Genomic DNA, 24,017 nt, shown 5'->3' on the forward strand with positions numbered 1-24,017 from the left:
CGCTTGCCTCGCGATGCGTTGCATCGCACAATCGGTCTCATTCTCTCTACCGGTGCCTGTCCATGGCTTACGCCTCGCTCGCCACTGGCATATTGCTCGCCGCTGGCGTCGGTTCGCGCTTCGATCCGCACGGCCTGCAAAACAAGCTGCTCGCGCACCTGCCAGAGCGCACACCTGTCGCTCAGGAAGCGGCGCACCGGCTGCTGCGGGTCGTGCCGCAGGTACTGGCCGTGGTGCGGCCGGGCGCCGAAGCGCTCGCGCGTCTTTTGAACGATGCCGGCTGCGACGTGGTATTCGCGCCCGCCGCCGAGCGCGGCATGGGCGCGAGCCTCGCAGCGGGCATTCAGGCGAGCGAGGATGCCGGGGGCTGGATCGTCGCGCTGGCCGACATGCCGCGCATTCATCTCACGACGATTGAAGCCGTGGCCCGCGCGCTGGATGGCGGCGCTTCGATCGTCGCGCCGTTTTACGAGGGGCAGCGCGGTCATCCGGTTGGCTTCGGCGCGGAGCACCGCGATGCACTGCTTGCGCTCGACGGCGACAGCGGCGCGCGCTCGTTGCTGACGTCTCAACGCATGATGCGGCTGGACGTCGACGACGCTGGTATTTTGCGGGACGTCGATACGCCGGAGGATTTGCGGGAGGTTTAGGGGCGGCGTCGCGTTTGCGGTTACCCTGGCGGTGGCAGTGGTGCCGAGCCCGACCAAACAAGTGAGCACATTCCCGCTGTGGCGCAAACCTCGGGCTGCGATCGCACTGGGGCGGCAAACGGTGTGGCCGTTCGAGGCCGCGCCGCTGCGGATTCCGTCGCGAGGTGAAGCCTGTCAGTACTGGCTCGAAAAAGAACTCGCGCACATCGCGCCGCGCGTCGTCGTCACGTTGGGCGCGACGGGATTGAAGGCGCTGACCGGCGTGCACGTCAATCTGTCGGAGCCGCCGACGCCTGTTTGCGCGAGGACATCGTTGCAAGCATCGTGGCAGCGTTCAGACGGGCGGCCGAGTTGGCGGACGCTTGTGAGCGAGCGTGATGGCTCATCCGAAGCATGCAGGCATAGGGCTTGCGCATCCAGCGTAACCCAATGCCCAACTGCAATCCGGCGGCAAATTGGCGGCAAATTGGCGGCAACCCAACTGCGAATCAACCGCGCAACTCGCTGCAATTCCGCCTAAGCTGATGTGACGCCGCGATTGTCACGAGACGTTACGCCGCCCCTGCGGCCCGAGCGTTCGAAACCACACGACTTCCATGAGCGAAACCAGTCCGCGCCTGTTCATCGTCTCACCGCATTTCGACGACGCCGTCTTCAGTTGCGGCGCATTGCTTGCCGCGCATCCCGACGCCGCGGTATGCACGGTGTTCGCCGCGCCGCCCGAACATAAAATGCATACCGAATGGGACGAAAAATCGGGCTTCGATAACGCGTATGAGGCCGTCCACGAGCGCACGCTCGAAGACAACCGCGCGCTTGAATTGCTCGACGCGATTCCGCTGCGCATGCCGTTTCGCGACAGTCAGTACTCCGACTCGCCGTCGATCAGCAAAATGGCCGCGGCGCTGGAAGAAACGATTTATCGGAGCACGGCGAACACATTGCTGATGCCGCTCGGCCTGTATCACGACGATCATGTGCGCGTGTTCGAAGCCTGTTGCGAGATCTTGCCGCGCCTGTCCCATCTCGCCTGGTTCGGCTACGAGGAAGCGATTCACCGGCGCACGCCGGGCGTCGTGCAGGCGCGGCTCGCCGATCTCGCGCAACGCGGCATCGTGGCCACACCGGCTACTCCGAGCGCCGGCCATACGATCGACCTGCAGCGCCGCGCACAGCTCAAACGCGAAGCGGTTCTTGCGTACCAGAGCCAGTTGCGCGCATTCGGCGCGGGCAATTACGACGACGTCTTCGCCACCGAGCGCTACTGGCAACTCAGCGTGGGCCGTCGCGTGAAGAAGTAAGAGGACGACGAGCGTGAGAAACGCCTACGCTTGAAGAGAACGGCATGCACCGTCTCCCTACCGCACAGTTCTCAACCACAGGTGATGCAATGAGCTACGACATGCATACGAGCCCGATTCCCGATCCAAACGCCGATCCGACCCGCGATCCGGAAGGCGATCCGCTGACGCCGCCGTCGCCCGGTCATCACACCGAAGAACCGCAGCGTCCCGAAGGACCGCCCGACAAAGACCCCGTGTGAGCCGTTGGGCAGCCGGCGCGGCGCGCCGTGCCCGGATGAATCAGTTCGTCAGTTCGGTAAAGCCCTGCAACAGACGGTCGATGTCGGCGGTGTGGATGTTGCCCATCGTCGAGATGCGAAACAGTTCGGCTGACAGCCCGCCCTGCCCTGCATAGATGACGAAACCGCGCGCCTTCAGCGCGTCGTGCAATTGGGGATACGCGACGCCGTTCGGCAAGCGGTACGCGCGCAACACCACCGACGATTCCTCCGCCCGCAACACACTGCCGATGCCGCGCTCGGCCAGGCCCGCGCGCGCCCGTTCCGCCAGCGCCGCGTAGCGCGCATGACGCGCGCGCCAGCCGCCTTCGTCGGCGATTTCGCGCAGCGCTTCGACGAGCGCGTAGTAGGCGTGAACCGACGGCGTAAACGGCGTGTTGCGCCGATCCTGCAACCGCCCGAGCCGCCCGAGATCCAGGTAGTACGTTCGGCTGGCCGCCTGCGCGAGCGCGGCGCGACGCACGATCACGAACGACGCGCCCGGCACGCCATGCAGACATTTGTTCGCCGTCGCGGCCACCGCGTCCAGACTCGTGTCGGCGAAATCGATCGCTTCGGCGCCGAAGCTGCTCACGCCGTCGACCAGCAAACGCAAGCCGCGCGCGCGGCATAGCGCGCCGAGCGCCGCGAGGTCGTTGAGCCGCCCCGTGGTCGTTTCGTGATGGATCACGGCGACATGCGTGAACGCCTTATCTGCGTCGAGACGTTCGGCGACTTTCGCGAGGTCCGGCGCCTGCATCCAGTCGTGTTTCATCGATTCATGCGCGATGCCGTATTGCACGGCGATCTGCGAAATGCGCTCGCCGTACACGCCGTTTTCGACCACCAGCAGCTTGCCGTTTTGCGGCACCAGCGCGGCAGTCATGCTTTCGACGGCCGCCGTGCCGGAGCCCGTCATCAGCACCGCTTGCCATTCGCTCGCGTCGAGGCCGTACAGATCGACGAGCCGCGTTCGCGCCTCTTCCTGCAAATCGAAAAACTCGCTCTCGCGATGGCACAGGTCCGTCTGCAACAGGCTGTTGCGGACACGTTCGGTGAGCGTCACCGGACCGGGATTGAGCAGCAGCATGGGCGCTCCTTTACTTTGGCTTCACGTTGACTTCACGCGGCGCCGATATGGCGCATCAGACGCGTCTTCACATCGGGCGGCGTGAGGGTGGGACGCGGCAAACCATCGGGCGTGCCGCGGCGAATGACGAGGCGTGCGAAGCGCGGGCCGTCGAACGGCAGTGCTTCGAAGAGTTCATCGAGCACGGCCGGGTCGTCGCTTTCGACCGCCGACGCATAACCGCACGCGGCGGCCACGCCTGCAAACGAGACTTGCGGCGACACCGTCGCCTGTCCACCCGTCGAATCGTGCGCGCCGTTGTCGAGCAGCACGTGCGTGAGATTGGACGGACCGTATGCGCCGAGCGTCGCAAAGGCGCCCATGCGCATCAGTGCGGCGCCGTCGCCATCGAGCGCGACGATATGCAGGTCGGGACGCGCGAGCGCGAGACCGAGCGCGAACGGCGTCACGCAGCCCATCGAGCCGACCATATACAACTGGTTCGGACGATCGTCGATTGCATACAGCTCGCGTCCGCAAAAACCGGTCGACGCGAGCACCACCGTCGATTCCACCGGCGTGTGCGCGATCACTTTCTTCAACGCCTCGTGACGCGACGCGAGTTCGCTCGCCGCGACGTTACCGAATTGCGAGCGCGCCGCCACCGGCACACGTTGGGCGCCAGCGTCACTCGCCTTCAACTCGTACGGCGCGACGCTGCCCTTTTGCATGACGAGCGCGTACGGGCGGCCCGTTTCGTCCATATGCGCGATGGCGCGATCCAACGCGGGGCCGATCGCGTCGGCTTCCGTGGGGAACGTTTCCCACGGAATTTCCATCGTGTCGAGCATCGCGGGCGTGACGGGGCCCATCAACGCATGCTGCGGTTCGTCGGCAACACCGGGCTGGCCGCGCCACGTGACGATCAGCAATTGCGGCAATCGGAAGGTCCACGTGAGCGACGTGAGCGGGCTCACCGCATTGCCGAGCCCGGAGTTCTGCATCATCGTGATGCCGCGACGGCCTTTGCTCGCACCACGCGCGCCGAGCGTGACGCCCGCGATCAGCGCGACCGCGTCGCCTTCATTGGCCGCCGACACGTAGTGCAGCGACTCGTCCTGCAACACGTAGTTGATGAACGGCGTCAGATACGAACACGGCACACCGGCATACCAGTCGAAGCCGCGTTCGCGCGCCGCCTCGACAAACTGGGCGGCCTCGATCATTGCGCGGCTCCGTTCGCCGCGTCCGCGGCCGGATTGCCCACCGACGCCGCGAGCGGCGTCTGGCCATGCGCGAAGTCGCCCGCGCGGCGGAAGTCTTCGAGATCGTTGACACCGCGCCAGTGGCCATGCACGTATTGCACCTCGATCGATTCGCCGGCTTCGACCAGCGCGTTAAGCAACGCGGGCATGTCGAGCGATGCGAAATCCGGGCGCGCCTGCAACTGGCGCATGACCGCTTGCAGACGCTCGCGTCCTTCACCGCGCACATTCAGCAGACCGACCCAGCGCCCATGCGGCGTTTGTGCAGCGATCGACGACGACGCGTCCTTCCCGCTCGACACATGACGCAGCACGACCTTGTTGCCGAACAGGCCGCGGTCGTCGCCCGCCGAACACCACGCGAAGTCGCGCACGCTGGCGTTTTCCGCGTCGGTCAGCGACGAATCCACCACCACGCTGAACGCCGCTTCGCTTTCCACCAGATCGCGCAGGATATAGCTGCGGAACAGCAGATCACCGTACGAGATCAGCGTGTCGCCCGCGAGCTTGTCGAGCGTGGCGCCGTCGAGCGCGCACGCGAGCGATGCGAGTTCGCCCGTTTGCGCGTGCTTCTCGTTGACGACGAGCTTGATGCCGGCCGTATCGATTGCATCGGCGCGATAACCGCCGACCACCGTGATGTCGTTGACGCCCTGCTTCTTGAACGCGTCGACGAGCCAGCGCAACAGCGGCTTGCCCGCGATCGGCAGCATGACTTTCGGCCGGTCTTCCGTGACGGCTTCAAGGCCCTTGCCGCGGCTCGCCGCGAGCACGACAGCGGAACCCGCCGAGCGGCCACTCGACAGATAACGGTCTTCGGCTTCCGAATATTCGTCGGCGTCCTGCAAACGGAAAATTTCGTTGACGGTGGCGACGCGGTCTTCAACGTTGACAAGCGTTTCGCTCGAATGAATCTCCCGCGCGACGGCCTGCATTGCCGAGGTGGCAGCGCGAATCAGATGGTTCGCCCAGATCACCGTGCTGATTCCGGCTTCGCGGAACACTTCGGTCGGCGTGCTGTAGTACTTGGTCGGCACGATGACGAGCGGCCCGCGCCCGGCCCACTCGCGCGCGAACTCGAGAATTTCGTCGGGGCGCGAGAGCTTGCTATGAATCAGGATCGCGTCCGCGCCGGCTCGCCGGTAGGCTTCCGCGCGGCGCAGCGCCTCGTCCATGCCCCAGCCGGCGATCAGCGCTTCCACGCGCGCGACGATCGAAAAATTCTCGTCCGACTGCGAGTCCTTGCCGGCCTTGATCTTGCCGCAAAATTCGTCGATGTTGGCGAGCGGTTGCGCTTCGCCGTTGATGAAACTGTTGGTCTTTGGAAACTGCTTGTCCTCGATACATACGCCGGCAATCCCGCGCTGTTCGAGCTTGCGCACGAGGCGGCGCACGTTGTTGAAATTGCCGTAGCCGGTGTCGCCGTCCAGAAGAATCGGCAGATCACTCGCGTCGGCCATGAATTCCAGGTTGTCGACCACTTGCGTCCAGCTTGCTTCGTTGTTGTCGCGCACGCCGAATTGCGCGGAGATCGCGAGTCCCGAACCCCAGATCGCTTTGAAACCGGCTTCGCGGACGATGCGCGCGGACAGGCCGTTATGCGCCTCCATCATGAATTCGAGTTCGTTGCTGACAAGCATCTGGCGCAGACGTGCGCTACGGGAAGCGGAGACGAAGGCGGGTTCGCGGGCATTCATTTTCTGTACTCCTTGTAGCGGGCTTATTGGTACTCTTTTTGCCCGACTGGCCACTGGAAAATGGCGACTATAGCGGAATTTTCATTTATTGGTCATTTAGACGACTACCGTTTTCCGGCCTTGCCGTTAAGTGGAAAAATGTGTCGTTTTTTGCAGAGACGCAGAAGAGGAGCGCTTAGGAGTTGAGTGGCGTTTTGTGGAATGTTGATGCAAAGCCAAGCCGGCGTTGGGTGGGGCGCAAGGCTTCTGACCGGTCGGCCTCGAAAACCGACTGCCTTGTGTTAATTCCGGCGATTTTCTCCGGTGCGTTTTTCTATTAATTAAAAATCGCCAATTAAACATATTTCCGCCAAGACTGGAATAAGCACACATTCGCGTTCACCGCTTTTTTAAAATAAGGACGGCACACACACGACCCTCTATTGATCAGACGAAATTGGCTTAAAGGCACTCAAACAGCGGGTTTCCCCTGCCTCAGGAGACAACACAATCCGGCCGTAAACACAGTCAGCGACAAGCGAAACGCCAATCCGATTCACCGACCACTTTGCGAAGCACCCCTGCTATGACTCTGAACAAAAAACTGGCCTCAATGATCGCCGTCCTGTGGGTCGGCCTGATCCTGATCGGCGGCTTCGGCGCATGGCAAAACCGTGCGTCGATGATGTCCGATCGCCGCGACCAACTCGCGTCGCTGATCGACCAGGCAAACCACGTCGTCGGACGCTACTACACGCTGGCGCAGCAGCACACCATCACGGAAGACGAAGCGAAGAAACAGGCGCTCGACACACTCGCGTCAATGCGCTACGGCAAGGACGGCTACATCTCGATCAACGATTCGCAGCCCATCATGTTGATGCATCCGTTCAAGAAGGAACTGATCGGCAAAAACCTCGCGCAATTCACCGACCCGGCGGGCAATCATCTGTTCGTGGACATCGTCAACGCGGGCAATCATGAAGGCGGCGGCTTCGTCGACTATCTGTGGTCCAAGCCCGGCAGCGACAAACCCGTGGCAAAGACCAGTTATTCGATGCACTTCACGCCGTGGGACTGGTACCTCGTCACCGGCATGTACATGGACGACGTGCAGCGCGCGTTCTACGCGAGCCTGCTGCGCTGGCTCGTCATCACCGTCGCGCTCGGCGCGACCGCCACGGGCATCATGCTGCTCGTGTTGCGCAGCATCCGCCGCTCGCTCGGCGGCGATCTCGAAGTGGCCGTCGAACATGCGCAACTGATGGCGCGCGGCAATCTCGCCGCGCATGTGCCGGTCAAGGAGAACGACGCCGGCAGCCTGCTGCATGCGTTGCAAACCATGCAGGCCGGTCTCGTCGACACGGTTTCGCGCGTGCGTGTCGGCACCGAGAACATCAACATCGGCGCGAGCGAAATCGCCGCCGGCAACACGGATCTGTCACAGCGCACCGAGGAACAGGCGGCCGCGCTGGTTCAAACGGCGTCGAGCATGGATCAGATGACAGTCAACGTGAAGCAGAACGCGGACAGCGCGCAGCAAGCCGCGCAGCTTGCGGGTCAGGCGGCGGATGTCGCGACGCGCGGCAGCCGCGTCGTTGACGACGTGGTCCGCACGATGGGCGAGATCACCACGAGCTCGCGGCAGATCGGCGACATCATCGGCGTGATCGACGGCATCGCGTTCCAGACCAACATTCTGGCGTTGAACGCGGCGGTCGAAGCGGCCCGCGCAGGCGAACAGGGACGCGGCTTCGCAGTGGTCGCCGCCGAAGTGCGCAGCCTCGCGCAACGCTCGGCTACGGCCGCGAAAGAGATCAAGGCACTGATCGAGACGTCGACAAGCACGGTCGAAGCGGGCGCGTCCCTCGTCTCCAACGCGGGTTCCACAATGGGCGAGATCGTGCAATCGGTGCGTCGCGTGAATGAGATTCTCGAGGAAATCAGCAATGCGTCGCGCGAACAAAGCGCGGGCATCGAACAGGTGAATCGCGCGGTCGGAGAAATGGATCAGGTCACGCAGCAGAATGCGGCGCTGGTCGAGCAAGCCGCCGCCGCCGCGCATTCGCTGAAGGACCAGGTGGGCGCGTTGCGAGAAGCCATTTCGAGCTTCGCGTTGCCGGCCTGAAGATGAAGGCATACGCATAAAAACAAGGCACCCGACAGCGGAGAACGCCTCTTTAACAACACGCCGCCTCGAAACCGGAGGCATCGATCGAACGCGACGGGACGTAAAAGCGGCCGCACGGATTCTTGAAATCCGCGCGGCTTTTTTTCGTCCGTCGCGCGAGTTCGCTTGCAGGAATCTCGCATACAGATTACGTTCTCATTACAATGAGCTGTGCCGCTTTCGAGCGACGCAAGTTAATCCGCTGTTTATCCGCTGTTTATCCGCACCCATGATCCAGAACAAAAAGTCCCAGCCGCGCGACTCGTACGCGCCGGTCGCGAAGAACCAGTTGCTGGTTGCGCGCCTGCCGATGTGGCGCTCGAAATTCATCGTCGTGCTGGTGTTCGGCGCGTTTGCGGCGCTGGTCGGCCGCGCGTTCTGGGTGCAGGTCGTGAACCGCGACTTCTACGTCGACCAGGGGCAAAAACGTTATCAACGCACGATCGAGCTCGATGCAACACGCGGGCGGATTGTCGACCGCAACGGCTCGATGCTTGCCGTAAGTCTCGCGACCTACGAGATCTGGGCATCGCCGAAACTGCTCGACGAAGCCGCGCTGCCGCCGCTCTCGAAGCTGCTCGACCTGCCGCTCGCGGAACTGCGCCGGCGTCTTAACGGCGACAAAACGTTTGTTCTGCTCAAGCGCCAGGTGGACGCGGAGACAGCGGGTCATCTGTCGAAGCTCGGACTCGCGGGCATCACGCAGATCGCGGATTCCAAGCGTTTTTATCCTGAGGGCGAGTCGGCGGCTCACGTGGTCGGCTTCACGGATATCGAGGACAACGGCCAGGAAGGCGTCGAGCTCGCCGTCAACGAGCAACTGCTCGGCGTGCCGGGGCATCGCGAAGTGATCCGCGACCGGCTCGGCCGGGTCGTGTCGGAGACGCGGCCGCTCGTGCCCGCGCAAAACGGCGAGACGATCCATTTAACAATCGACCGGCGCATTCAGCAGCTCGCGTATGGACAGTTGAAGGAAGCGATCGCGAAGCATCACGCGGAAGCCGGCAGCGTGGTTGTGCTCGACGCGCGCAATGGCGAGATTCTCGCGCTCGCCAATTATCCGAGCTTCGATCCGAACGACCGCGCGCGTCTAACGGGCCGGCAATTGCGCAATCGCGCGGTGGTCGACACGTTCGAGCCCGGTTCGACGATCAAGCCAGTGGTCGTCGCGCTTTCCATCGACGAAGGCAAGGTGCGGCCGCAAAGCATCATCGACACGGCGCCGGGCTGGTACAAGATCGGTCCGGCGGTGATCCACGACACGTCGAATCATGGCGCGATGACCGTTGCCGAGGCGGTGCAGAAGTCGAGCAATATCGCACTCGCCAAGCTCGCACTCAACCTGCCCGCCGAGAAAATCTGGGCCAAGTATCAGGACTACGGACTCGGCTTGCGGCCCGAGCTGACCTTTCCAGGCGTGGCATCGGGCAAGGTGCGCCCGTATAAGCGTTGGCGCCCGATCGAGCAGGCGACCATGGCGTATGGCTACGGGCTCTCTGCGTCGCTGCTGCAGATCGCGCAGATCTACACCGCCTATGCTGGCGACGGCACGATGCATCACGTGCGTTTGTTGCGTGCAGGTGCAGGTGCAGGTGCAGGTGCGAACGCGAATGGGAATGGGAATGCGAGTGTCGATGCCGCGGCGCCAGCTTCGAACACGCGCCACACGGTCACCACGCCGACCACTGCGCGCGCGATTCGTTCGATGCTAGAAATGGCGACCGGCGATGGCGGCACAGGACGCGCCGCGACAGTGGAAGGTTATCGCGTCGGCGGCAAGACCGGCACGGCACGCAAGCAGGTCGGCGCGACCTACGCGAAGAACCATTACCGCGCGCTGTTCGTCGGCATGGCGCCCATGAGCGACCCGCGGCTGGTCGTTGCCGTGATGATCGACGACCCGGCCGGCAAGGCGTTCTATGGCGGCACCGTCGCGGGACCGGTGTTTAGCGGAGTGACCGGCGGCGCACTGCAATTGCTTGGCGTGCCACCGGATGCCTGAAGCAAGCGAGCGGATCTTGATGGTACGCGCACCGCGCACGCCTTTTGCACGATCTTAAGTCTGGCTTAATTCTTTGCTGTAACCATACTGCTCAACATCCCCTGTTGAGCCGCCAGATCATCGGCGGCGTTTTTTTCAGGGATGTTGCCGACGCGCTAAAAAGACGGGCTGCATGCCTGCAAAGAAGGAGTTCAAACCATGGTTGAGAACACGGTATTCGAGCATCTGCGCGCCATGCCTGACAACGAATGGGTCCGGCAGATTCACTCATGCAAGGTCTCGGACCCGCTGCAACCGCCTTGGGGACGCTCGTACCGGCTCGTCGAATGGACCATGAAGCACACACCCGAACCGAGCCGCCGCGTCGTACCCGCCGAGAGCACACCGCTTGAAATCGCACAGGCCGTCGTATCGCATGTGCCTGGCCGGCGCTTCTGTCAGCACGGCGACGAATAGCAAAAGTCCAACGCGTCTTCAAGCCGGTCGTTGCCCCAAAACATCTCGTCGCCGACAAAGAATGTCGGCGCACCAAAAATGCCTTTCGCCGCAGCGGCTTCTGTCTGCTCGCGCAGACGCAGTTTATTCGCGTCGCGTTGTGCATCGGCGATGATCTGTTGTGCGGGCAAGCCGAGCTTCGCGAGCGCTTCGCTCACTACTTCCATCGAACCGATATCGCGATCATGAACGAAGTTCTGTTGCATGATCTCGCGGCAATATGCGCCGATCCATTCACGCTCCGCGCCGAGCAGCGCGACGCGCATCGCCAGTAACGCGGCGCGCGGAAAAACGCTCGGACGTGTCAACGCAATGCCGTATTTGCGGCACTGGCGCTCCATGTCCTTCCACACGTATGCCCCCTTCTCTTTTTGCAGCACGAATGGAGAATTATCAAAACCGAGCGCGCGAAAAACAGGTCCGAGCAGAAACGGCCGCCAACGAATACGCACCCCTCGCGCCTCGGCCTGAGCCTCGATGCGCATGACGCTGAGATAGCTGTAGTTGCTGCCGAAGTCGAACCAGAACTCGATGTCGCGCGCCGGTGTGATCGGTGTTTCTACGGTGTGGTTCATCTCTTCTCTCTTGCAATGTCCAACGGTTACGCGAGAAAGCGTTGCCTACGATGAGACCTCTGTGTCTGTAAGAAGTCGGGATATAACGCCAGCGACTCACGTTGCTGGAACTGCGCAATCTGATCGATTGCGGCGTGCAACAGGCGCGTGCCACGGACCGCACGCTGGTCGAACGCGGCGAACCGCGCATGACGCTGCGTATCAGGATCGCGCAGGAAGTGCTGCGCGTCGGCGAAATCGACGATACACGGCAAATCAGCCGCGCGGAGCAGGAAAGACTCGCGGTGCGTACTCAGGAGCAGATGGAATACGCACGCGAAGGCCGCTTGAGAAGACAGCGCCGCAACATCTAGCCCAAAAGGCAGCGTCCGGTCAGCGCGTTTGCGTGGCCACACGCAGGCCGAGCGAGATAAACAGCACACCGATAATCTTGTTCTGCCAGCGGCGAAGCCACGTCAAGCGACTCACGAGTTTGCCCAGCGGACGAATCGTCAGCACGATCAGCGTCGTGTAAAGCGCGCTCATGCCGACAAAGATCAGCCCCAATGTTGTGAATTGCAGGAACGTCGAGCCATGTTCGGGGTGAACGAACTGCGGAAGAAACGCGAGAAAAAAGAGCGCGGTCTTCGGGTTCAGCACTTCGGCGGGAATTGCCTGAAAGAACGCTTTCGATGCAGACACGGACGCCATCGCAGGCATCTGCGTGTTCGTCTGTTTCTCTCGCAACGCCCGAATGCCGAGATAAACGAGGTAAGCCGCGCCGACCCATTTCACCGCATTAAACGCGAGCGCCGATGTCATCAGCAATGCCGAGAGGCCGACTGCCGCGCCGAGCGTATGAATGAAATCGCCGACCGCAATGCCGAGGCCGGTGAAGATGCCCGCCTTGCGTCCGCCGTGGACGGTGCGCGTCAAAACCAGCAGCACAGCCGGCCCGGGGATCAGAAAGAGCCCGAGAACGACGGCGACGAAGGTCCCTAACGTAGATAACTCAAGCATATTGTCTCCTGTCCCATGCAAAGCTGTCGGCCCGGAGTTGGCGCTTCAGCGCCTTACTCCGGCCCCATGCAAAGCTGTCGATCAGAGTCAGTGCTTTAGCACTTGCTCCAACGCAAGCAAAGCATCGACTCTGTCCCATGCAAGTTGTTTTTTGCGTCCGGCTGTTTTCAAGGCGATCGGTTCGCCCAGTGTACTGCACGCACCGCGACAGCGCTCAGGCGCTTCTTTGTATAGCACTGTATCCGGCGAGCGCGTCGATACACGCGCTTGCATATACGACCGCTACTGGACACAGACGCGATACATTCACGCGCTTCAATACGTTCACTCCTTCGACAACCTGGCGTCATCGCCAATCGGATCTCGTATGCCCGGTACCATCGCTTCCGAATCGCCAGCCCGTCGCCGTTTTGGCAGGCGCCGCCGGAATTGCTGGGCATTCACGTCAATTTTCCCGCAACCGTCCCACCCGGAATTGCGAAAACTATCAGGCGCCGCGCAGCTGGACCGAACGTGCATATCACAATCTGATCTATTACAACCGGCCCGATAAAGGCGCCCATTTTGCAGCGTGGGAAGAGCCGCAATTGTTCGCGCAAGAAGTTCGCGCGGGTTTGAGGCCGCTGCGCACATAATTCGCGCATTGGACCAGGCCGCAAGGTCACCCGCTCACTACCGGATCCGGTGCCAAAGTAGCTATGATTCGAGTCCTGAGCCCCAGACAACGGGCTCACGAATCTCCTCATTCATCGCTATTGACCGGAATTCCCAGGTGACTTACACGCTGTCGACGCGGCACATTCACGAACTCGAGATCCGCAAGAGCCGGTTCATTGCGTATGCCATACCCGTCGAGGATCGCGACGCCGCGATGGACGAACTGCGCCGTCTGCGCGAAGAACATCCCACGGCGACGCACGTATGCTGGGCGCTCCTGGCAGGCGGCCAGTCCGGGATGTCCGATGACGGCGAGCCGTCCGGCACTGCAGGCCGGCCTATTCTCGAAGTGCTGCGGCATCACGATCTCGACGGCGTGCTCGCCGCCGTCGTCCGCTATTACGGCGGCGTGAAGCTCGGCGCAGGCGGCCTCGTGCGTGCGTACACCGACGCGATTGCATCGGCGCTGCTGGGCGCACCGCGAGTCGAACGGATTGCCCTGACTTCGCTGACGGTTGAAGTCGGATATGCCGACGAAGCGAAGGTGCGCCGATGGATCGAAGCGGAAGGCTACGCACTCGCGGATACCGCGCACGCAATGCTGGTGAAGATGACGATCCGCTTGCCGGTCAATGCGGTCGACGGCGCGCGTAGTGCGTTGGTCGATATGACACAGGGCAAAGCCGGCTTCGTCTGACGGCTGCAATACGTCGGCTTCATGAAAGCCGCGCCTCGCACGAGGATCGGGAGAATAGAAGCCGGTGTCTTATTTAGAAGATGGCTTATTCGTGGCCGCTGTTACCATGCTGTTCTCCGACGGCACGTATCACCACTTAAAGGGCCACTTTTCTGACCTCGACCGCCGCTTGTTCCAGCACAGCGCCAGAATCTGCGCGACACGGTTCGTGTGTACCGCGCCTGAACGCCTGCATGCCAACACCTTTGAGGTACGCCGTGCTCAAGGGCTGCGGTCTGATTGCGCTGCCCTTGATGCTCTCCGCCTGCTCGTGGTCGTGGTTCGGCCTGAACAGCGCGCCTCGCGCCCTGGCGCACCCGACCGGATGGCTCAGCGTCGCGCCTGCCCGCGACTTTGCCTACATGCCGGCTATCAGCGGAGCCATGTCGCCGAACCGCATCGAAAACACGGCGATGACTGGCGTCATCCTGAAAGACAATATCAATGAGGCGGTGCGCGAGAGCATTGCGGATCGCCTGAAGGTCGTCGGCTTTCATCTCGGCGGGGGCAACAAAGTGTTGAGCGGCAGCATCGAGAAATTTACCGTGGACGACGTCCGCTCGCCGGCCCTGTGGACACTGAAGATGCGCTACGTGGTCATCGACGCCGCCACGCAAAAGGTCGTGTTCTCCACCACCAAGACAGTCAAACAGAAATCGCCGAAATTCACCAACAACGCCATTGCGATTGAAGACACGGTGAAGCTCAGCGTCGACGCGTTGGTCGGCGATCCGGGGTTTATCAACGCAGTGAATTAAGGGGCGTCTGCAAGGGCGTCTGCAGGGTGCCTGCAACGGTGCCCCGACGCGCACGCCGCCGGTTTCGCTACAATTGGAAGCAGTGCGTGCGCCTGTTTCGCTCCGCAGCTTGACTGTTCCGCGCGGAACTCGCGCCGACCCGCGTTCATCGTGTGAGGCTCTATGTCCACCACTGCCTGGCTGTTCTTTCTTCCCGCCTGCTTCGCCATCAATCTCGCGCCGGGGCCAAACAATCTGCTGTCGATCAACGTGGCCGCGCGGCATGGTTTCATGACCGCGTTTGTCGGCGGCACCGGGCGGCTCGTCGCGTTTGCAGCCATGATCGCGCTCGCGGCCACCGGTCTCGCGGTCGTGCTGCATGCGTCGGAGTGGTTCTTTCTCGCGATCAAACTGGCCGGCGCCGCTTACCTCGTCTGGCTCGCCATTCAGCTTTGGCGCAGCGACGCGCCCGCTATCGACACCGCACAGGAGCAGCCGGCATCGCTAGCGAGAATCGCGCGGCAAGAATTCCTCGTGGCCGCCGGCAACCCCAAAGCCATCCTCGTTTTCACCGCGTTTTTGCCGCAATTCGTCGATATCGCCAAGCCGATGCTGCCGCAGTTCGCGGTGCTCGGCGCGAGCTTTCTCGTGCTCGAATGCGTGGCGATTGCGTTGTACTCGTGGGCCGGCATGCACCTCGGAAAGTGGCTCACGCGCGCGCGGGTCCGGCGATGGTTCAATCGCTGCTGCGGCGGGTTTCTTGCGGCCATCGGCGTAAGTTTCCTGCTGGTCAGGCGCGCCTGATGAAACGCGGCAGCACATCAAGCCGCGAACTTCCATAACCGATCCTGAATGCATCCGCCGAGAAACTTTAACTATCTGTATCGGCTCCGCGCCCCTATGCTCAATTAGTGACCCGTCGCCTGCACGACGAGAGGCGGCATGGGCAAGCGACTTCTCATAGTCACAGGAGCGGCATCATGAAGATCTGCATCTTCGGAGCGGGAGCGATTGGCGGTTTGATGGGCGTGCAACTTGCACGCGCGGGAGCCGATGTGAGTTTCATCGCGCGCGGTGCGCATCTCGCGGCGATGCGCGAGCACGGCGCGCGTTTGATCATCGACGGGGAGACGGTCAGCGCGCCCGTTCGCTGCACGTCCGACCCGCGTGAGCTCGGCGTGCAGGACTTCGTGATCATCACATTGAAAGCGCACTCGCTGCCCGGCGTGGTCGACGCCATGCAGCCGCTGCTGGGGAAGCACACGGCGATTGTGACGGGCGTCAACGGCATTCCGTATTGGTACTTCTATCAGCACGGCGGCAAGTTCGCCGGCACGCGCCTCGCGAGCGTCGATCCGGACGGCTGTCAATGGACGAAGCTCGGCCCCGAACGCGCGATTGGATGCGTGCTCTATCCGGCCGCCGAGATCGTCGAGCCAGGCCTCATCAAGCATGTGTACGGCAAGAAATTCCCGATTGGCGAGCCGAGCGGCGAACGCACGCCGCGCATCCAGCAATTGCACGACATCATGCAGGCGGCGGGTTTCGAGGCGCCGATCCGCGACAACATCCGTGACGAAATCTGGCTCAAGCTGTGGGGCAATCTGTGTTTCAACCCGATCAGCGCGTTGACGCACGCAACGCTCGACGTACTGACCAGCGACCCCGGCACACGCGCGGTATCGCGCACGATGATGCTCGAAGCCAAACGTATCGCCGATCAGTTCGGCGTGCACTTCCGGGTCGATGTGGAAAAGCGTATCGACGGCGCGGGTGCGGTCGGCGCGCACAAGACGTCGACGCTTGTGGATCTGGAGAACCGGCGGCCGATGGAAATTGATCCGCTTCTGACCGTCGTGCAGGAAATGGGGCGTCTGGTCAACGAGCCCACGCCGACTATCGACGTGGTGCTCGCGCTCGTCAAACTGCGCGAGCGCATGGCGTTGCAGGAGGCTTGAACGGCATAGCGTTTTTCTACTGGAACTGTGGTTAAACAAGGATCGAACGCCGTGTGGCGTTCGATCCTTTTTGTTGCGTCCCTACTGCTAGGTGCTTCTGCTATTCCTACTGGTCGATTGCGAGCCACACCGCCTTCGGCTCCGTGAAGTTTTCAATCGCGGCGTCGCCGTGTTCGCGGCCGAAACCGGAATCGCCGGAGCCCCCCCAAGGCAGGCGCACGTCGGTATAGCCGTAGGTGTTGATCCAGACGGTTCCGGCTTTCAGGTCCCGCGCCACGCGATGCACGCGCCCGATGTCCGCGCTCCACACGCCCGCCGCGAGGCTATATAACGTGCCGTTGGCAATACGTAGCGCGTCGGCTTCGTCGTTGAAACGAATCACGCTCGCCACCGGTCCGAAGATTTCCTCCTGCGAGATGCGCATTTCGTGTTCGACATTGGCAAACACCGTCGGCTCGACAAAGAAGCCCCGTTCGCCGACACGCGCGCCGCCCGCCACAAGCGACGCGCCTTCGGACCGCCCAGCTTCGACGTAACCGAGCACGGTCTTCATTTGCGCGGCGGAGATGAGCGGCCCCATCGACGTTTCGCGCAGCGACGGATCGCCGACCTTGATCGCTTTTGCACGCGCGGCGAGGCGCTCCACCACTTCGTCGTAGACATCGCGATGCGCGAGAATGCGCGAGCCCGCCGAACATACCTGGCCCGTGTTGAAGAAGATGCCCGACGCCGCGGCTCGCACCGCATTGTCGAGATTCGCATCGGGGAAGATCAGATTGGCCGACTTGCCGCCGAGCTCGAGCGTGACGCGCTTGAAATTCCCGGCTGCGCCTTGCAGAATGCCGCGCCCCACCGACGGCGATCCGGTGAACGTCACCTTATCCACGCCCGGATGCGCGACGAGCGCGTCGCCGACTACCCGTCCCTTGCCGGTGACGATATTCAGGACTCCCGGCGGCACCCCCGCTTCGAGTGCTAGCTCACCGATGCGCAATGCGCTGAGCGGCGTGATCTCCGCTGGCTTGACGATCAGCGTGCAACCGCACGCGAGCGCCGGCGCGATTTTCCACATGCCGATCATCAGTGGGAAATTCCACGGCACGATGGCCGCCACCACGCCGACCGGCTCGCGCAATGTGTAGGTCAAGGCGTCTGGCCGAACCGGCACCACCTGGCCGTTGATCTTGTCGCACCAGCCTGCGTAGTATTCGAGCGTATCGATCGCGGCCGGAATGTCCTGGCGCATCACGGCGGCAATCGGCTTGCCGGCGTCGAGGCTTTCGAGCGCGGCCAGTTCTTCGAGATTCGTACGCATCAGGCCGGCGAGACGAGCAAGGATGCGGCCTCGCTCGGCCGCCTTGATGCCATTCCACACTTTCAACGCGGCACGCGCCGCGTGCACGGCCGTGTCGACGTCGGCGGCGCTGCCCTGGGCAACGCGCGCGATCGGCTCTTCGGTGGCCGGATTGATATCGACGGAATATTCGCCAGTGCCCGGCGGCAACCGCTTACCGTCGATCAGCAAATCATGGCGTCTGAGGTCGGTGTCAGCATCCATCATGAAACTCCTTGCGTGAAATGTTGCGTGGGCTGATTGGCAAGCCGGCCTTGGGGTGAAGGCCACTGCTGAAGCAAGGGCGATGCGGCGCTACGGCTCGTGAAGCGCCGCGCCGCTGCGCGCGGCTGCGGGCCATGAAGGATCTTGCGAGGCGGCATTCGCAGTGGTTTCATCGGCTGCGTCCGAATCTGCGTCTTTGGATTGCGCATGCGCATGCGCCGCAAATTGTGCCCACGCGGCCGCGGCATTCGGCCTGAGCGAGCGGTTGCGGCGATGCACGAGCAGCGTCGTCAAAGTCATTTCCGGCGCAAGCGGCCGGCTCACCAGCGACTCGCCCACGGCGGGCCAATGGGCGTCGACGGGCAGAATACCGACCCCGAGCCCCAGTTCGACCATGCGCAGCACCGCGGCCACATGTCCGAACTCCTGCACCGGGCGCCGCTTCAATCCGTTCGTATTGAAGGCGAGTTCGAGCGCCGCACGCACGCCTGCATCAGCGTTCAGCGTGACGAGCGCCCACTCATGCAACGCGTCCCACGCGATGCTCGCGTGGCGGGCCAGCGGGTGGCTTGGCGGCATGACCGCATGCAGCGGCGTTGTGAAAACCACTTGCGCGTGCAACTGATCATTGACGAGAGGTTCAGCTAGCGAGACTACGCCGAAATCTACCTCGCCGTGTTCGACGCTCGCGAGCACGCTGCTTTGAGGTTGATCCTCGATGGTGACCGACAACTCGGGGAACGCCGCGGAGCAACGCGCGAGTCCCTGTGCGACCCAACTCGACGACAACACCGGATTGCTCGCCAGCACCACGACGCCTCGGTGCCCGTCGTAAGCGGCCCGTTCTTCGCGCAGCGTCAGTTCGATTTCGTCGAGCAGGCGGCCGATTCTTCGCTCGAGACTGGCGCCCGCATGCGTCAGTTGAACCTGGCGCGTCGTGCGGTCAAACAGCTTCAGTTCGACCGCATCTTCGAGTTCGCGCACGCAACGGCTGACTGCCGATTGCGTCAGGTCGAAATCGCGCGCCGCGCGCGTAAAGCTCCGTTCACGCGCGACGGCGATAAAGACCTTGAGTTGCTGCAATGAAACGTTCATGACGTCGCGGCCAGGGTGGACGACTCAGCCTATTCCCCAGTCTGTTCGGGCCAGTGGCTCAGCCGCGAGGCCTTGCCGTTACCCGCGACCGCGAGCACGCTTTGTTGCGGTTCGTCATGCGAGTGGATCCAGCGCGAACGCATCGGCGCAAGGATGAACTTCGCGGAGACGCCGGCGGCGATCGTGATCACAGCGGAAACGGTGAACACGAGACTCCATCCGCCCGTTGCCGACAGCACCGAAGCAATCGGCACCAGCAACGAAGCCGTGCCCTTCGCGGTGTACAACGTGCCCGCATTGGCCGCCGCATATTTGCTGCCGAAGGTGTCCGCGCAAATCGCCGGGAAGATCGAGAAGATTTCGCCCCAGAAGAGGAAGATCAACGCAGCGAACGTCATGAACGCATACGGGTTCGTGCCGTACTGCATCATGCCAAGCAAGGAGAGCCCCTCGCCCGTGAAGATTACGAACATCGTGTTCTCACGGCCGATCTTGTCGGAGATGAAACCGCACAGCGGACGCGTGAAGCCGTTGCAGACGTTGTCGATCGAAAGCGTAGCCGTCAGCAGCGGCAACGTCACGCCGAAGATCGTCATCGGAATGCGTGCAAGGCCCCAGTCTTTCGCGATCGGGCCGATCTGCGCGGTTGCCATCAGGCCGCCGGCCGCCACTGCCACGAACGAAATGTAGATCAGCCAGAACACCGGCGTCTTGATCATCTGGCCAGGCGTGTAGTCGACCTTCGACACCGCGAACTTCTTCTTCGCCGGCGTATGCTGCCGCAGAATCGGCTTCTTCAGCAGCATCGCGAGTGCAAGAATGCACACGCCCTGCAGAATGCCGAAAAAGAGGAACGTGTGCTCGTAGCCCGAGCGCGTGATCATGTTCGCGATTGGGATCACCGTGACTGCCGCGCCCGCACCGAAGCCTGCGGCCGTGAGGCCCGCCGCAAGACCGCGCCGATCCGGGAACCACTTCAACGCATTGCCGACGCACGTGCCGTACACGCCGCCCGCGCCGATCCCCGCAATCACCGCGGAGACGTAGAGCATCGGCAAGGTCGTCGCATACGAATTCATCACCCATGCGAGGCCGGCGCACACTGCGCCTCCCGCCACCACGGGCCGTGGCCCGAACTTGTCGACGAGCCAGCCCTCCAATGGAACGAGCCACGTTTCAGTGAGAATGAAAATCGCGAACGCCAGTTGAATCGAGGCCTGGCCCCAGTGATGCCGCGCGTCCATCGGCGCGACAAACAACGTCCACGCGTACTGCAGATTCGCCACCAACGCCATGCATACCATGCCGATGACGAGCTGCCACCAACGGCTCGCCCAGAATACTGGGGCCGCGGTCTGCTGAGTGATATCGTCCATGAGCCTTGTCTCCGCAATTATTTAGTGCAGCCGGCCAACGCGCCGTACTGTATTCGTCCCACCTTATCGTTATGACCCGAAAAGCCTTGCAATTCGGGAATATTTAATATCTGCGTCTTTAAATCGCTTCCGTAAAACAGACGTTTATTCATCGCCTTTCCGGAAGTTTCTTTATTCGGACTAATTGACTTTGTTCTTTTTGGTCATTCCGCGTTCTGGTCCGCCACGCCTGCAATCCAAGCGTTAACCCGAGTGTCGCGGCGGCAGTCTGCGCTTTCTTCTACAAACTCATGCTAGGGTCATTGCTGAATTACTAATAATTAAAGTTTGTTATTATATTGATTCACGTTTGCTTATACATCGGCCATGACGATGCGCAATGCCACGCTGCGGCAATTGAAGGTCTTCGAAACCGTGGCGCGCCACCTGAGTTTTTCGCGCGCCGCAGAGGAATTGCATCTCACGCAGCCCGCGGTCTCCACCCAGGTTCGTCAACTGGAAGAACACGCGGGGCTGCCGCTCTTCGAGCAGCTCGGAAAAAAGATCTACCTGACGCCGGCCGGCACCGAGATGCTGCACTACAGCCGCGCGATCATTCAGCAGTTTCACGAAGTCGACGAAGCGATGAGCCAGCTCAAGGGCGTCTCGGGCGGCAAGCTGAACGTCGCGGTGATCAGCGCCGGCGACTACTTCTTTCCGCGGCTGCTGGCCGAATTCACGCGGCGCTACGCGGGCGTCGTGCTGAACCTCGCCGTGCACAATCGCGAGGAACTGTTGCATCAGCTCGCGACTAACCAGACGGACCTCGCGGTGATGGTGCGACCGCCCCACGAAATGGATGCCACCAACGAGCCGTTCGCGCCTCACCCGTACGTGATCGTGGCCGCGCCCACGCATCCGCTGGCGCACAAGCGCAACATCAGGATGAGCCAGTTGGCCAACGAGGCGTTCATCGTGCGGGAGCGCGGCTCCGACACGTGGAATTCGATGGAAGAAGGCTTCGCCGGCCGCCTGTCGAACCTGAAGATCGCGATGGAGATCAAGAGTACCGAGACGATCAAGCAGGCGGTCATCGCCGGCATGGGCATCGCGTTTCTGTCCGCGCATACGATCAGCCTCGAATTGCAATTGGGTCATCTCGTCGTGCTCGATGTCGAGAGCTTTCCGGTCATGCTCAACTGGTACGTCGTTCATCGGAAGAACAAGCGCCTGCCACCGGTCGCCGTGGCCTTCAAGCGCTTCCTGATGGAAGAAGGCGCGAGCCTCATCGAGAAGATCACTCGTGTGAAGGAATTGAGCGTCTATAAGCAATAGGCTATGGAAATCCAATAAAACTTTAACTATTGCAAATTGATCAGGGCTTCTATGCTGCAAGCGAGTTCCATCACTTGTCAGCCCAGGAGGCCGATCATGAACCACGCTTCGGTTGCGACTCATGCTAGCGCGCGCACAGCCCGCGCTACCGCCGACCATCCCGACGATCCGCATCTGAGCGCCTATAACGCCGCGTTCAGCGATCTCGGCCTGCGCTTTCGTTGGGATCATGCGACGCTCGACGTTCTCAAGGAATTCAATAGCGAGGCGGCTCGCATCACCGCTTACATCGAGCGGTTCCATGCGCATCTTCATACCGCCTACGACGCCGACTTTCTCGCACAACTGATCCTTCAAAAGAAAGCGCAGTACTACAGCGAGTTCGCCGCTGCCGGCGAGTGAGCACGTGGGCGGGACGATGCTCCCGCCTTTCGTTGCTTTGGCTGTCCGATAGGTTTGTGCGGTCATCGTGGTCGACTTCATCGTGCTCGAGTTAGCGCGGATCGGTTGGACAGGCGGCGTACCGCACATGCTTGAGTGAGTCGTTGCCCGTTGCGGCTGTTATGCCAGCGTCGACGATGGCGGTATGCTGCCGCGCGCACCTTGCCCGCGTCTCTCACACCTTCTGCTTCGATCTTATTTCGCCGGTTCATTGGGATGCCGCCGGCATGCGCGTGTCCCTTTGAACACTCGCGGCTGAGCATCACATGGACGCCCATCGAAGAAGCCAGTGCACTCATTGCCAGTAACGCGGCAAGTCCGAACGGTTGTGTCTGTTCGGTCACGAAGCCATAGCCGAGCCAAACACATAACAGCAGCGCGGCCAGAGTGACGATGTCGTGCCCCGGAGGGACCACCGCGCGAACGGGCAAGACGCCACGCAGTTTGCAGAACGCAACCGCCGATGTCGCGAAGATCAACGCGCCGATGAACACGGCCGTATAGAGTTCGACTCGTTCGAGAGTCGCCAGGCTTGCCCGATTAGCCGCCGATAGTGACGATAGCGCCGACAGATAACAGCCGACGCCAATGGACACGATGGATAAGCCCATGCCGCTCGCCAGCAACGCAACCAGCCCGGGACCTCGCGTGACATTGCGACGTTGCGCGAGCCGTGCGCCGCCCGCAATGACGCCCGCCATCGCCACCGTCAGCGAGACGAGCGTTCGCAGCCACACGGTACTGTCAGACGCTTGCGACACGCGTGCCCTCCGTGTTGTGAAGCAATCCCGCGAGCTTGTGGCCCGCGGATCGATCCATCGTTCAAACAAGTCCCGCCGTCACGCCAGATCTCGGCGTTCGGAGGCAGCCGCCTGCGCGGCATTCAACGTATTGCGCAGCGTGCCGATTCCGTCGATGGTGATCGACACCGTCGCGCCATCCTTGATCGACCCGACGCCCACCGAGGTACCGCAGGCAATCACATCGCCGGGTTCGAGCGTGAGATCCTGCGAGATGAGGCTCACCTGCTGCGCCGGCGAAAACACCATGTCGGAGAGCGGATAGTTTTGCCGCTCGACGTCGTCGAGCATCGTCACGAGATGCGCGCTTTGCCAATCGAAACCGGAGACGATCGCCGGCCCGATACAGCAGAACGTATCGAATCCCTTCGCGCGACACCATTGCGGAAAATGCGGATTCTCGTTCAACAGATCGGCCGCTGTCACGTCGTTGACGAGCGTGTAACCGAAGATCGCCTGTGCAGCCTCTTCGACATCTGCATCGCGGCAGCGTCGCCCGATCACAATGCCCAGTTCGCCTTCATAGACGATCTTCCCTGTGTAACTTGCCGGCCGCTGGATCGGCTCACCGGAGCCAATCACCGAGCCGGCCGGTTTCAGCAGAAAGAGCGGATGCGTGGGCACCGGCTTGTCCAGCTTCGCGGCAAGCGCGTGATAGTTGTTCCAGAGCGCGACGATCTTGCCGGGCGCACAAGGCGCGAGCGGTGTCAGCGCCCGCGCCGACAACACAGCGCCGGTCGGCACCGGCTGATCCAGACTTTCGTACTCGTGCAGGTAGGCACCTTCGACGCGGCCGAACACCACACCGCCGTCGTTCGACATGAAACGCATCCACGTATCCATACGCCGCTCCTTGAGCGCTTCGGCACGATCTTCTTCGTTC

Annotated in this window: 23 protein-coding genes and 2 pseudogenes; 15 read left to right on the forward strand and 10 right to left on the reverse strand. The window is 62.1% G+C overall.

Features of this window, described 5'->3' with window-relative positions; translation table 11 throughout:
* Positions 1-62 precede the first annotated feature (62 nt).
* The 4 genes and pseudogenes from C0Z16_RS08095 to C0Z16_RS38125 all read left to right on the forward strand — a co-directional run bounded on the left by C0Z16_RS08095 (position 63) and on the right by C0Z16_RS38125 (position 2,193).
* A complete protein-coding gene (locus C0Z16_RS08095; protein WP_102631645.1) occupies positions 63-650 on the forward strand; it encodes a nucleotidyltransferase family protein in 588 nt (195 codons plus the stop codon).
* Between the two features lie 166 nt (positions 651-816).
* Positions 817-1,028 (forward strand): annotated as a pseudogene (locus tag C0Z16_RS39545) (uracil-DNA glycosylase); the annotation flags it as partial.
* Between the two features lie 218 nt (positions 1,029-1,246).
* Positions 1,247-1,951: a PIG-L deacetylase family protein gene (locus C0Z16_RS08105; protein WP_102631646.1), complete on the forward strand. Its 705-nt coding sequence runs from the start codon at positions 1,247-1,249 to the stop codon at positions 1,949-1,951.
* A gap of 89 nt (positions 1,952-2,040) precedes the next feature.
* A complete protein-coding gene (locus C0Z16_RS38125; RefSeq protein WP_164701897.1) occupies positions 2,041-2,193 on the forward strand; it encodes a hypothetical protein in 153 nt (50 codons plus the stop codon).
* 40 nt (positions 2,194-2,233) lie between these two features.
* Here the strand turns inward: C0Z16_RS38125 and C0Z16_RS08110 are convergent, their stop codons facing one another.
* The 3 genes from C0Z16_RS08110 to aepX are packed head-to-tail and all read right to left on the reverse strand — an operon-like array spanning position 2,234 to position 6,242.
* Complete coding sequence (locus C0Z16_RS08110) at positions 2,234-3,301, reverse strand: 2-aminoethylphosphonate aminotransferase (RefSeq protein WP_102631647.1); 1,068 nt, start codon at positions 3,299-3,301, stop codon at positions 2,234-2,236.
* Between the two features lie 32 nt (positions 3,302-3,333).
* A complete protein-coding gene (gene aepY / locus C0Z16_RS08115) occupies positions 3,334-4,506 on the reverse strand; it encodes a phosphonopyruvate decarboxylase (protein ID WP_102631648.1) in 1,173 nt (390 codons plus the stop codon).
* A complete protein-coding gene (aepX, locus tag C0Z16_RS08120) occupies positions 4,503-6,242 on the reverse strand; it encodes a phosphoenolpyruvate mutase (protein WP_102631649.1) in 1,740 nt (579 codons plus the stop codon). The genes aepY and aepX overlap by 4 nt, the downstream gene beginning before the upstream one ends.
* A gap of 565 nt (positions 6,243-6,807) precedes the next feature.
* On the opposite strand from aepX, the gene C0Z16_RS08125 reads away from it, so the two are divergent.
* From C0Z16_RS08125 to C0Z16_RS08135, 3 genes are all read left to right on the forward strand, one after another.
* On the forward strand, positions 6,808-8,349 hold the full coding sequence (locus C0Z16_RS08125) for a methyl-accepting chemotaxis protein (protein ID WP_102631650.1): 1,542 nt from the start codon (positions 6,808-6,810) through the stop codon (positions 8,347-8,349).
* Between the two features lie 271 nt (positions 8,350-8,620).
* Positions 8,621-10,393 (forward strand): peptidoglycan D,D-transpeptidase FtsI family protein, encoded by a 1,773-nt coding sequence (locus C0Z16_RS08130; RefSeq protein ID WP_102631651.1) that lies wholly within the window; start codon positions 8,621-8,623, stop codon positions 10,391-10,393.
* Between the two features lie 198 nt (positions 10,394-10,591).
* Complete coding sequence (locus C0Z16_RS08135; RefSeq protein WP_102631652.1) at positions 10,592-10,849, forward strand: DUF2866 domain-containing protein; 258 nt, start codon at positions 10,592-10,594, stop codon at positions 10,847-10,849.
* Here the strand turns inward: C0Z16_RS08135 and C0Z16_RS08140 are convergent.
* Positions 10,831-11,463, reverse strand: coding sequence for a 2-hydroxychromene-2-carboxylate isomerase (locus C0Z16_RS08140; RefSeq protein WP_102631653.1), 633 nt, complete (start codon positions 11,461-11,463; stop codon positions 10,831-10,833). The two genes, C0Z16_RS08135 and C0Z16_RS08140, sit on opposite strands and share 19 nt — an antisense overlap.
* A gap of 101 nt (positions 11,464-11,564) precedes the next feature.
* Here C0Z16_RS08140 and C0Z16_RS08145 point away from each other — a divergent pair, with 101 nt between their 5' ends.
* Entirely contained in the window at positions 11,565-11,816 is a 252-nt protein-coding gene (locus C0Z16_RS08145; protein WP_244201200.1) for a hypothetical protein, read from the forward strand.
* Between the two features lie 19 nt (positions 11,817-11,835).
* Here C0Z16_RS08145 and C0Z16_RS08150 read toward each other — a convergent pair whose 3' ends face one another.
* Positions 11,836-12,462, reverse strand: a complete 627-nt coding sequence (locus C0Z16_RS08150) for a LysE family translocator (protein WP_102631654.1) — start codon at positions 12,460-12,462, stop codon at positions 11,836-11,838.
* 479 nt (positions 12,463-12,941) lie between these two features.
* Here C0Z16_RS08150 and C0Z16_RS38685 point away from each other — a divergent pair.
* The 5 genes and pseudogenes from C0Z16_RS38685 to C0Z16_RS08175 all read left to right on the forward strand — a co-directional run.
* Positions 12,942-13,097, forward strand: a pseudogene (locus C0Z16_RS38685) (epoxide hydrolase); the annotation flags it as partial.
* Positions 13,098-13,234: 137 nt separating this feature from the next.
* Positions 13,235-13,816, forward strand: coding sequence for an IMPACT family protein (locus C0Z16_RS08160; protein ID WP_102631655.1), 582 nt, complete (start codon positions 13,235-13,237; stop codon positions 13,814-13,816).
* A 257-nt stretch (positions 13,817-14,073) separates the two neighbouring features.
* Positions 14,074-14,613, forward strand: a complete 540-nt coding sequence (locus C0Z16_RS08165) for a hypothetical protein (protein ID WP_102631656.1) — start codon at positions 14,074-14,076, stop codon at positions 14,611-14,613.
* Between the two features lie 162 nt (positions 14,614-14,775).
* Positions 14,776-15,396 (forward strand): LysE family translocator, encoded by a 621-nt coding sequence (locus C0Z16_RS08170; RefSeq protein WP_102631657.1) that lies wholly within the window; start codon positions 14,776-14,778, stop codon positions 15,394-15,396.
* Between the two features lie 176 nt (positions 15,397-15,572).
* Positions 15,573-16,550, forward strand: a complete 978-nt coding sequence (locus C0Z16_RS08175; protein ID WP_102631658.1) for a 2-dehydropantoate 2-reductase — start codon at positions 15,573-15,575, stop codon at positions 16,548-16,550.
* 106 nt (positions 16,551-16,656) lie between these two features.
* Here C0Z16_RS08175 and C0Z16_RS08180 read toward each other — a convergent pair whose 3' ends face one another.
* From C0Z16_RS08180 to oxlT, 3 genes are all read right to left on the reverse strand, one after another.
* Positions 16,657-18,108 carry an aldehyde dehydrogenase family protein gene (locus tag C0Z16_RS08180; protein WP_102631659.1) on the reverse strand — a complete coding sequence of 484 codons (1,452 nt, stop codon included), beginning with the start codon at positions 18,106-18,108 and terminating at the stop codon, positions 16,657-16,659.
* Positions 18,109-18,198: 90 nt separating this feature from the next.
* The gene (locus tag C0Z16_RS08185) at positions 18,199-19,203 is read right to left on the reverse strand and encodes a LysR family transcriptional regulator (RefSeq protein WP_102631660.1); all 1,005 of its coding nucleotides are present in this window, start codon (positions 19,201-19,203) and stop codon (positions 18,199-18,201) included.
* A 29-nt stretch (positions 19,204-19,232) separates the two neighbouring features.
* Positions 19,233-20,579 (reverse strand): oxalate/formate MFS antiporter, encoded by a 1,347-nt coding sequence (gene oxlT, locus C0Z16_RS08190; RefSeq protein ID WP_102631661.1) that lies wholly within the window; start codon positions 20,577-20,579, stop codon positions 19,233-19,235.
* A gap of 366 nt (positions 20,580-20,945) precedes the next feature.
* Between oxlT and C0Z16_RS08195 the strand changes: the two genes are divergently transcribed.
* Complete coding sequence (locus C0Z16_RS08195; protein WP_102631662.1) at positions 20,946-21,893, forward strand: LysR family transcriptional regulator; 948 nt, start codon at positions 20,946-20,948, stop codon at positions 21,891-21,893.
* A 96-nt stretch (positions 21,894-21,989) separates the two neighbouring features.
* Positions 21,990-22,295 carry an HAD family hydrolase gene (locus C0Z16_RS08200; RefSeq protein WP_102631663.1) on the forward strand — a complete coding sequence of 102 codons (306 nt, stop codon included), beginning with the start codon at positions 21,990-21,992 and terminating at the stop codon, positions 22,293-22,295.
* Positions 22,296-22,372: 77 nt separating this feature from the next.
* Here C0Z16_RS08200 and C0Z16_RS08205 read toward each other — a convergent pair whose 3' ends face one another.
* Together C0Z16_RS08205 and C0Z16_RS08210 are read right to left on the reverse strand one after the other, a co-directional pair.
* Entirely contained in the window at positions 22,373-23,095 is a 723-nt protein-coding gene (locus tag C0Z16_RS08205) for an NAD(P)(+) transhydrogenase (Re/Si-specific) subunit beta (protein WP_102631664.1), read from the reverse strand.
* Between the two features lie 78 nt (positions 23,096-23,173).
* Entirely contained in the window at positions 23,174-23,977 is an 804-nt protein-coding gene (locus C0Z16_RS08210; RefSeq protein WP_102631665.1) for a fumarylacetoacetate hydrolase family protein, read from the reverse strand.
* Positions 23,978-24,017: the final 40 nt, after the last annotated feature.

The organism is Paraburkholderia rhynchosiae (assembly GCF_002879865.1).
Lineage (GTDB): Bacteria > Pseudomonadota > Gammaproteobacteria > Burkholderiales > Burkholderiaceae > Paraburkholderia > Paraburkholderia rhynchosiae.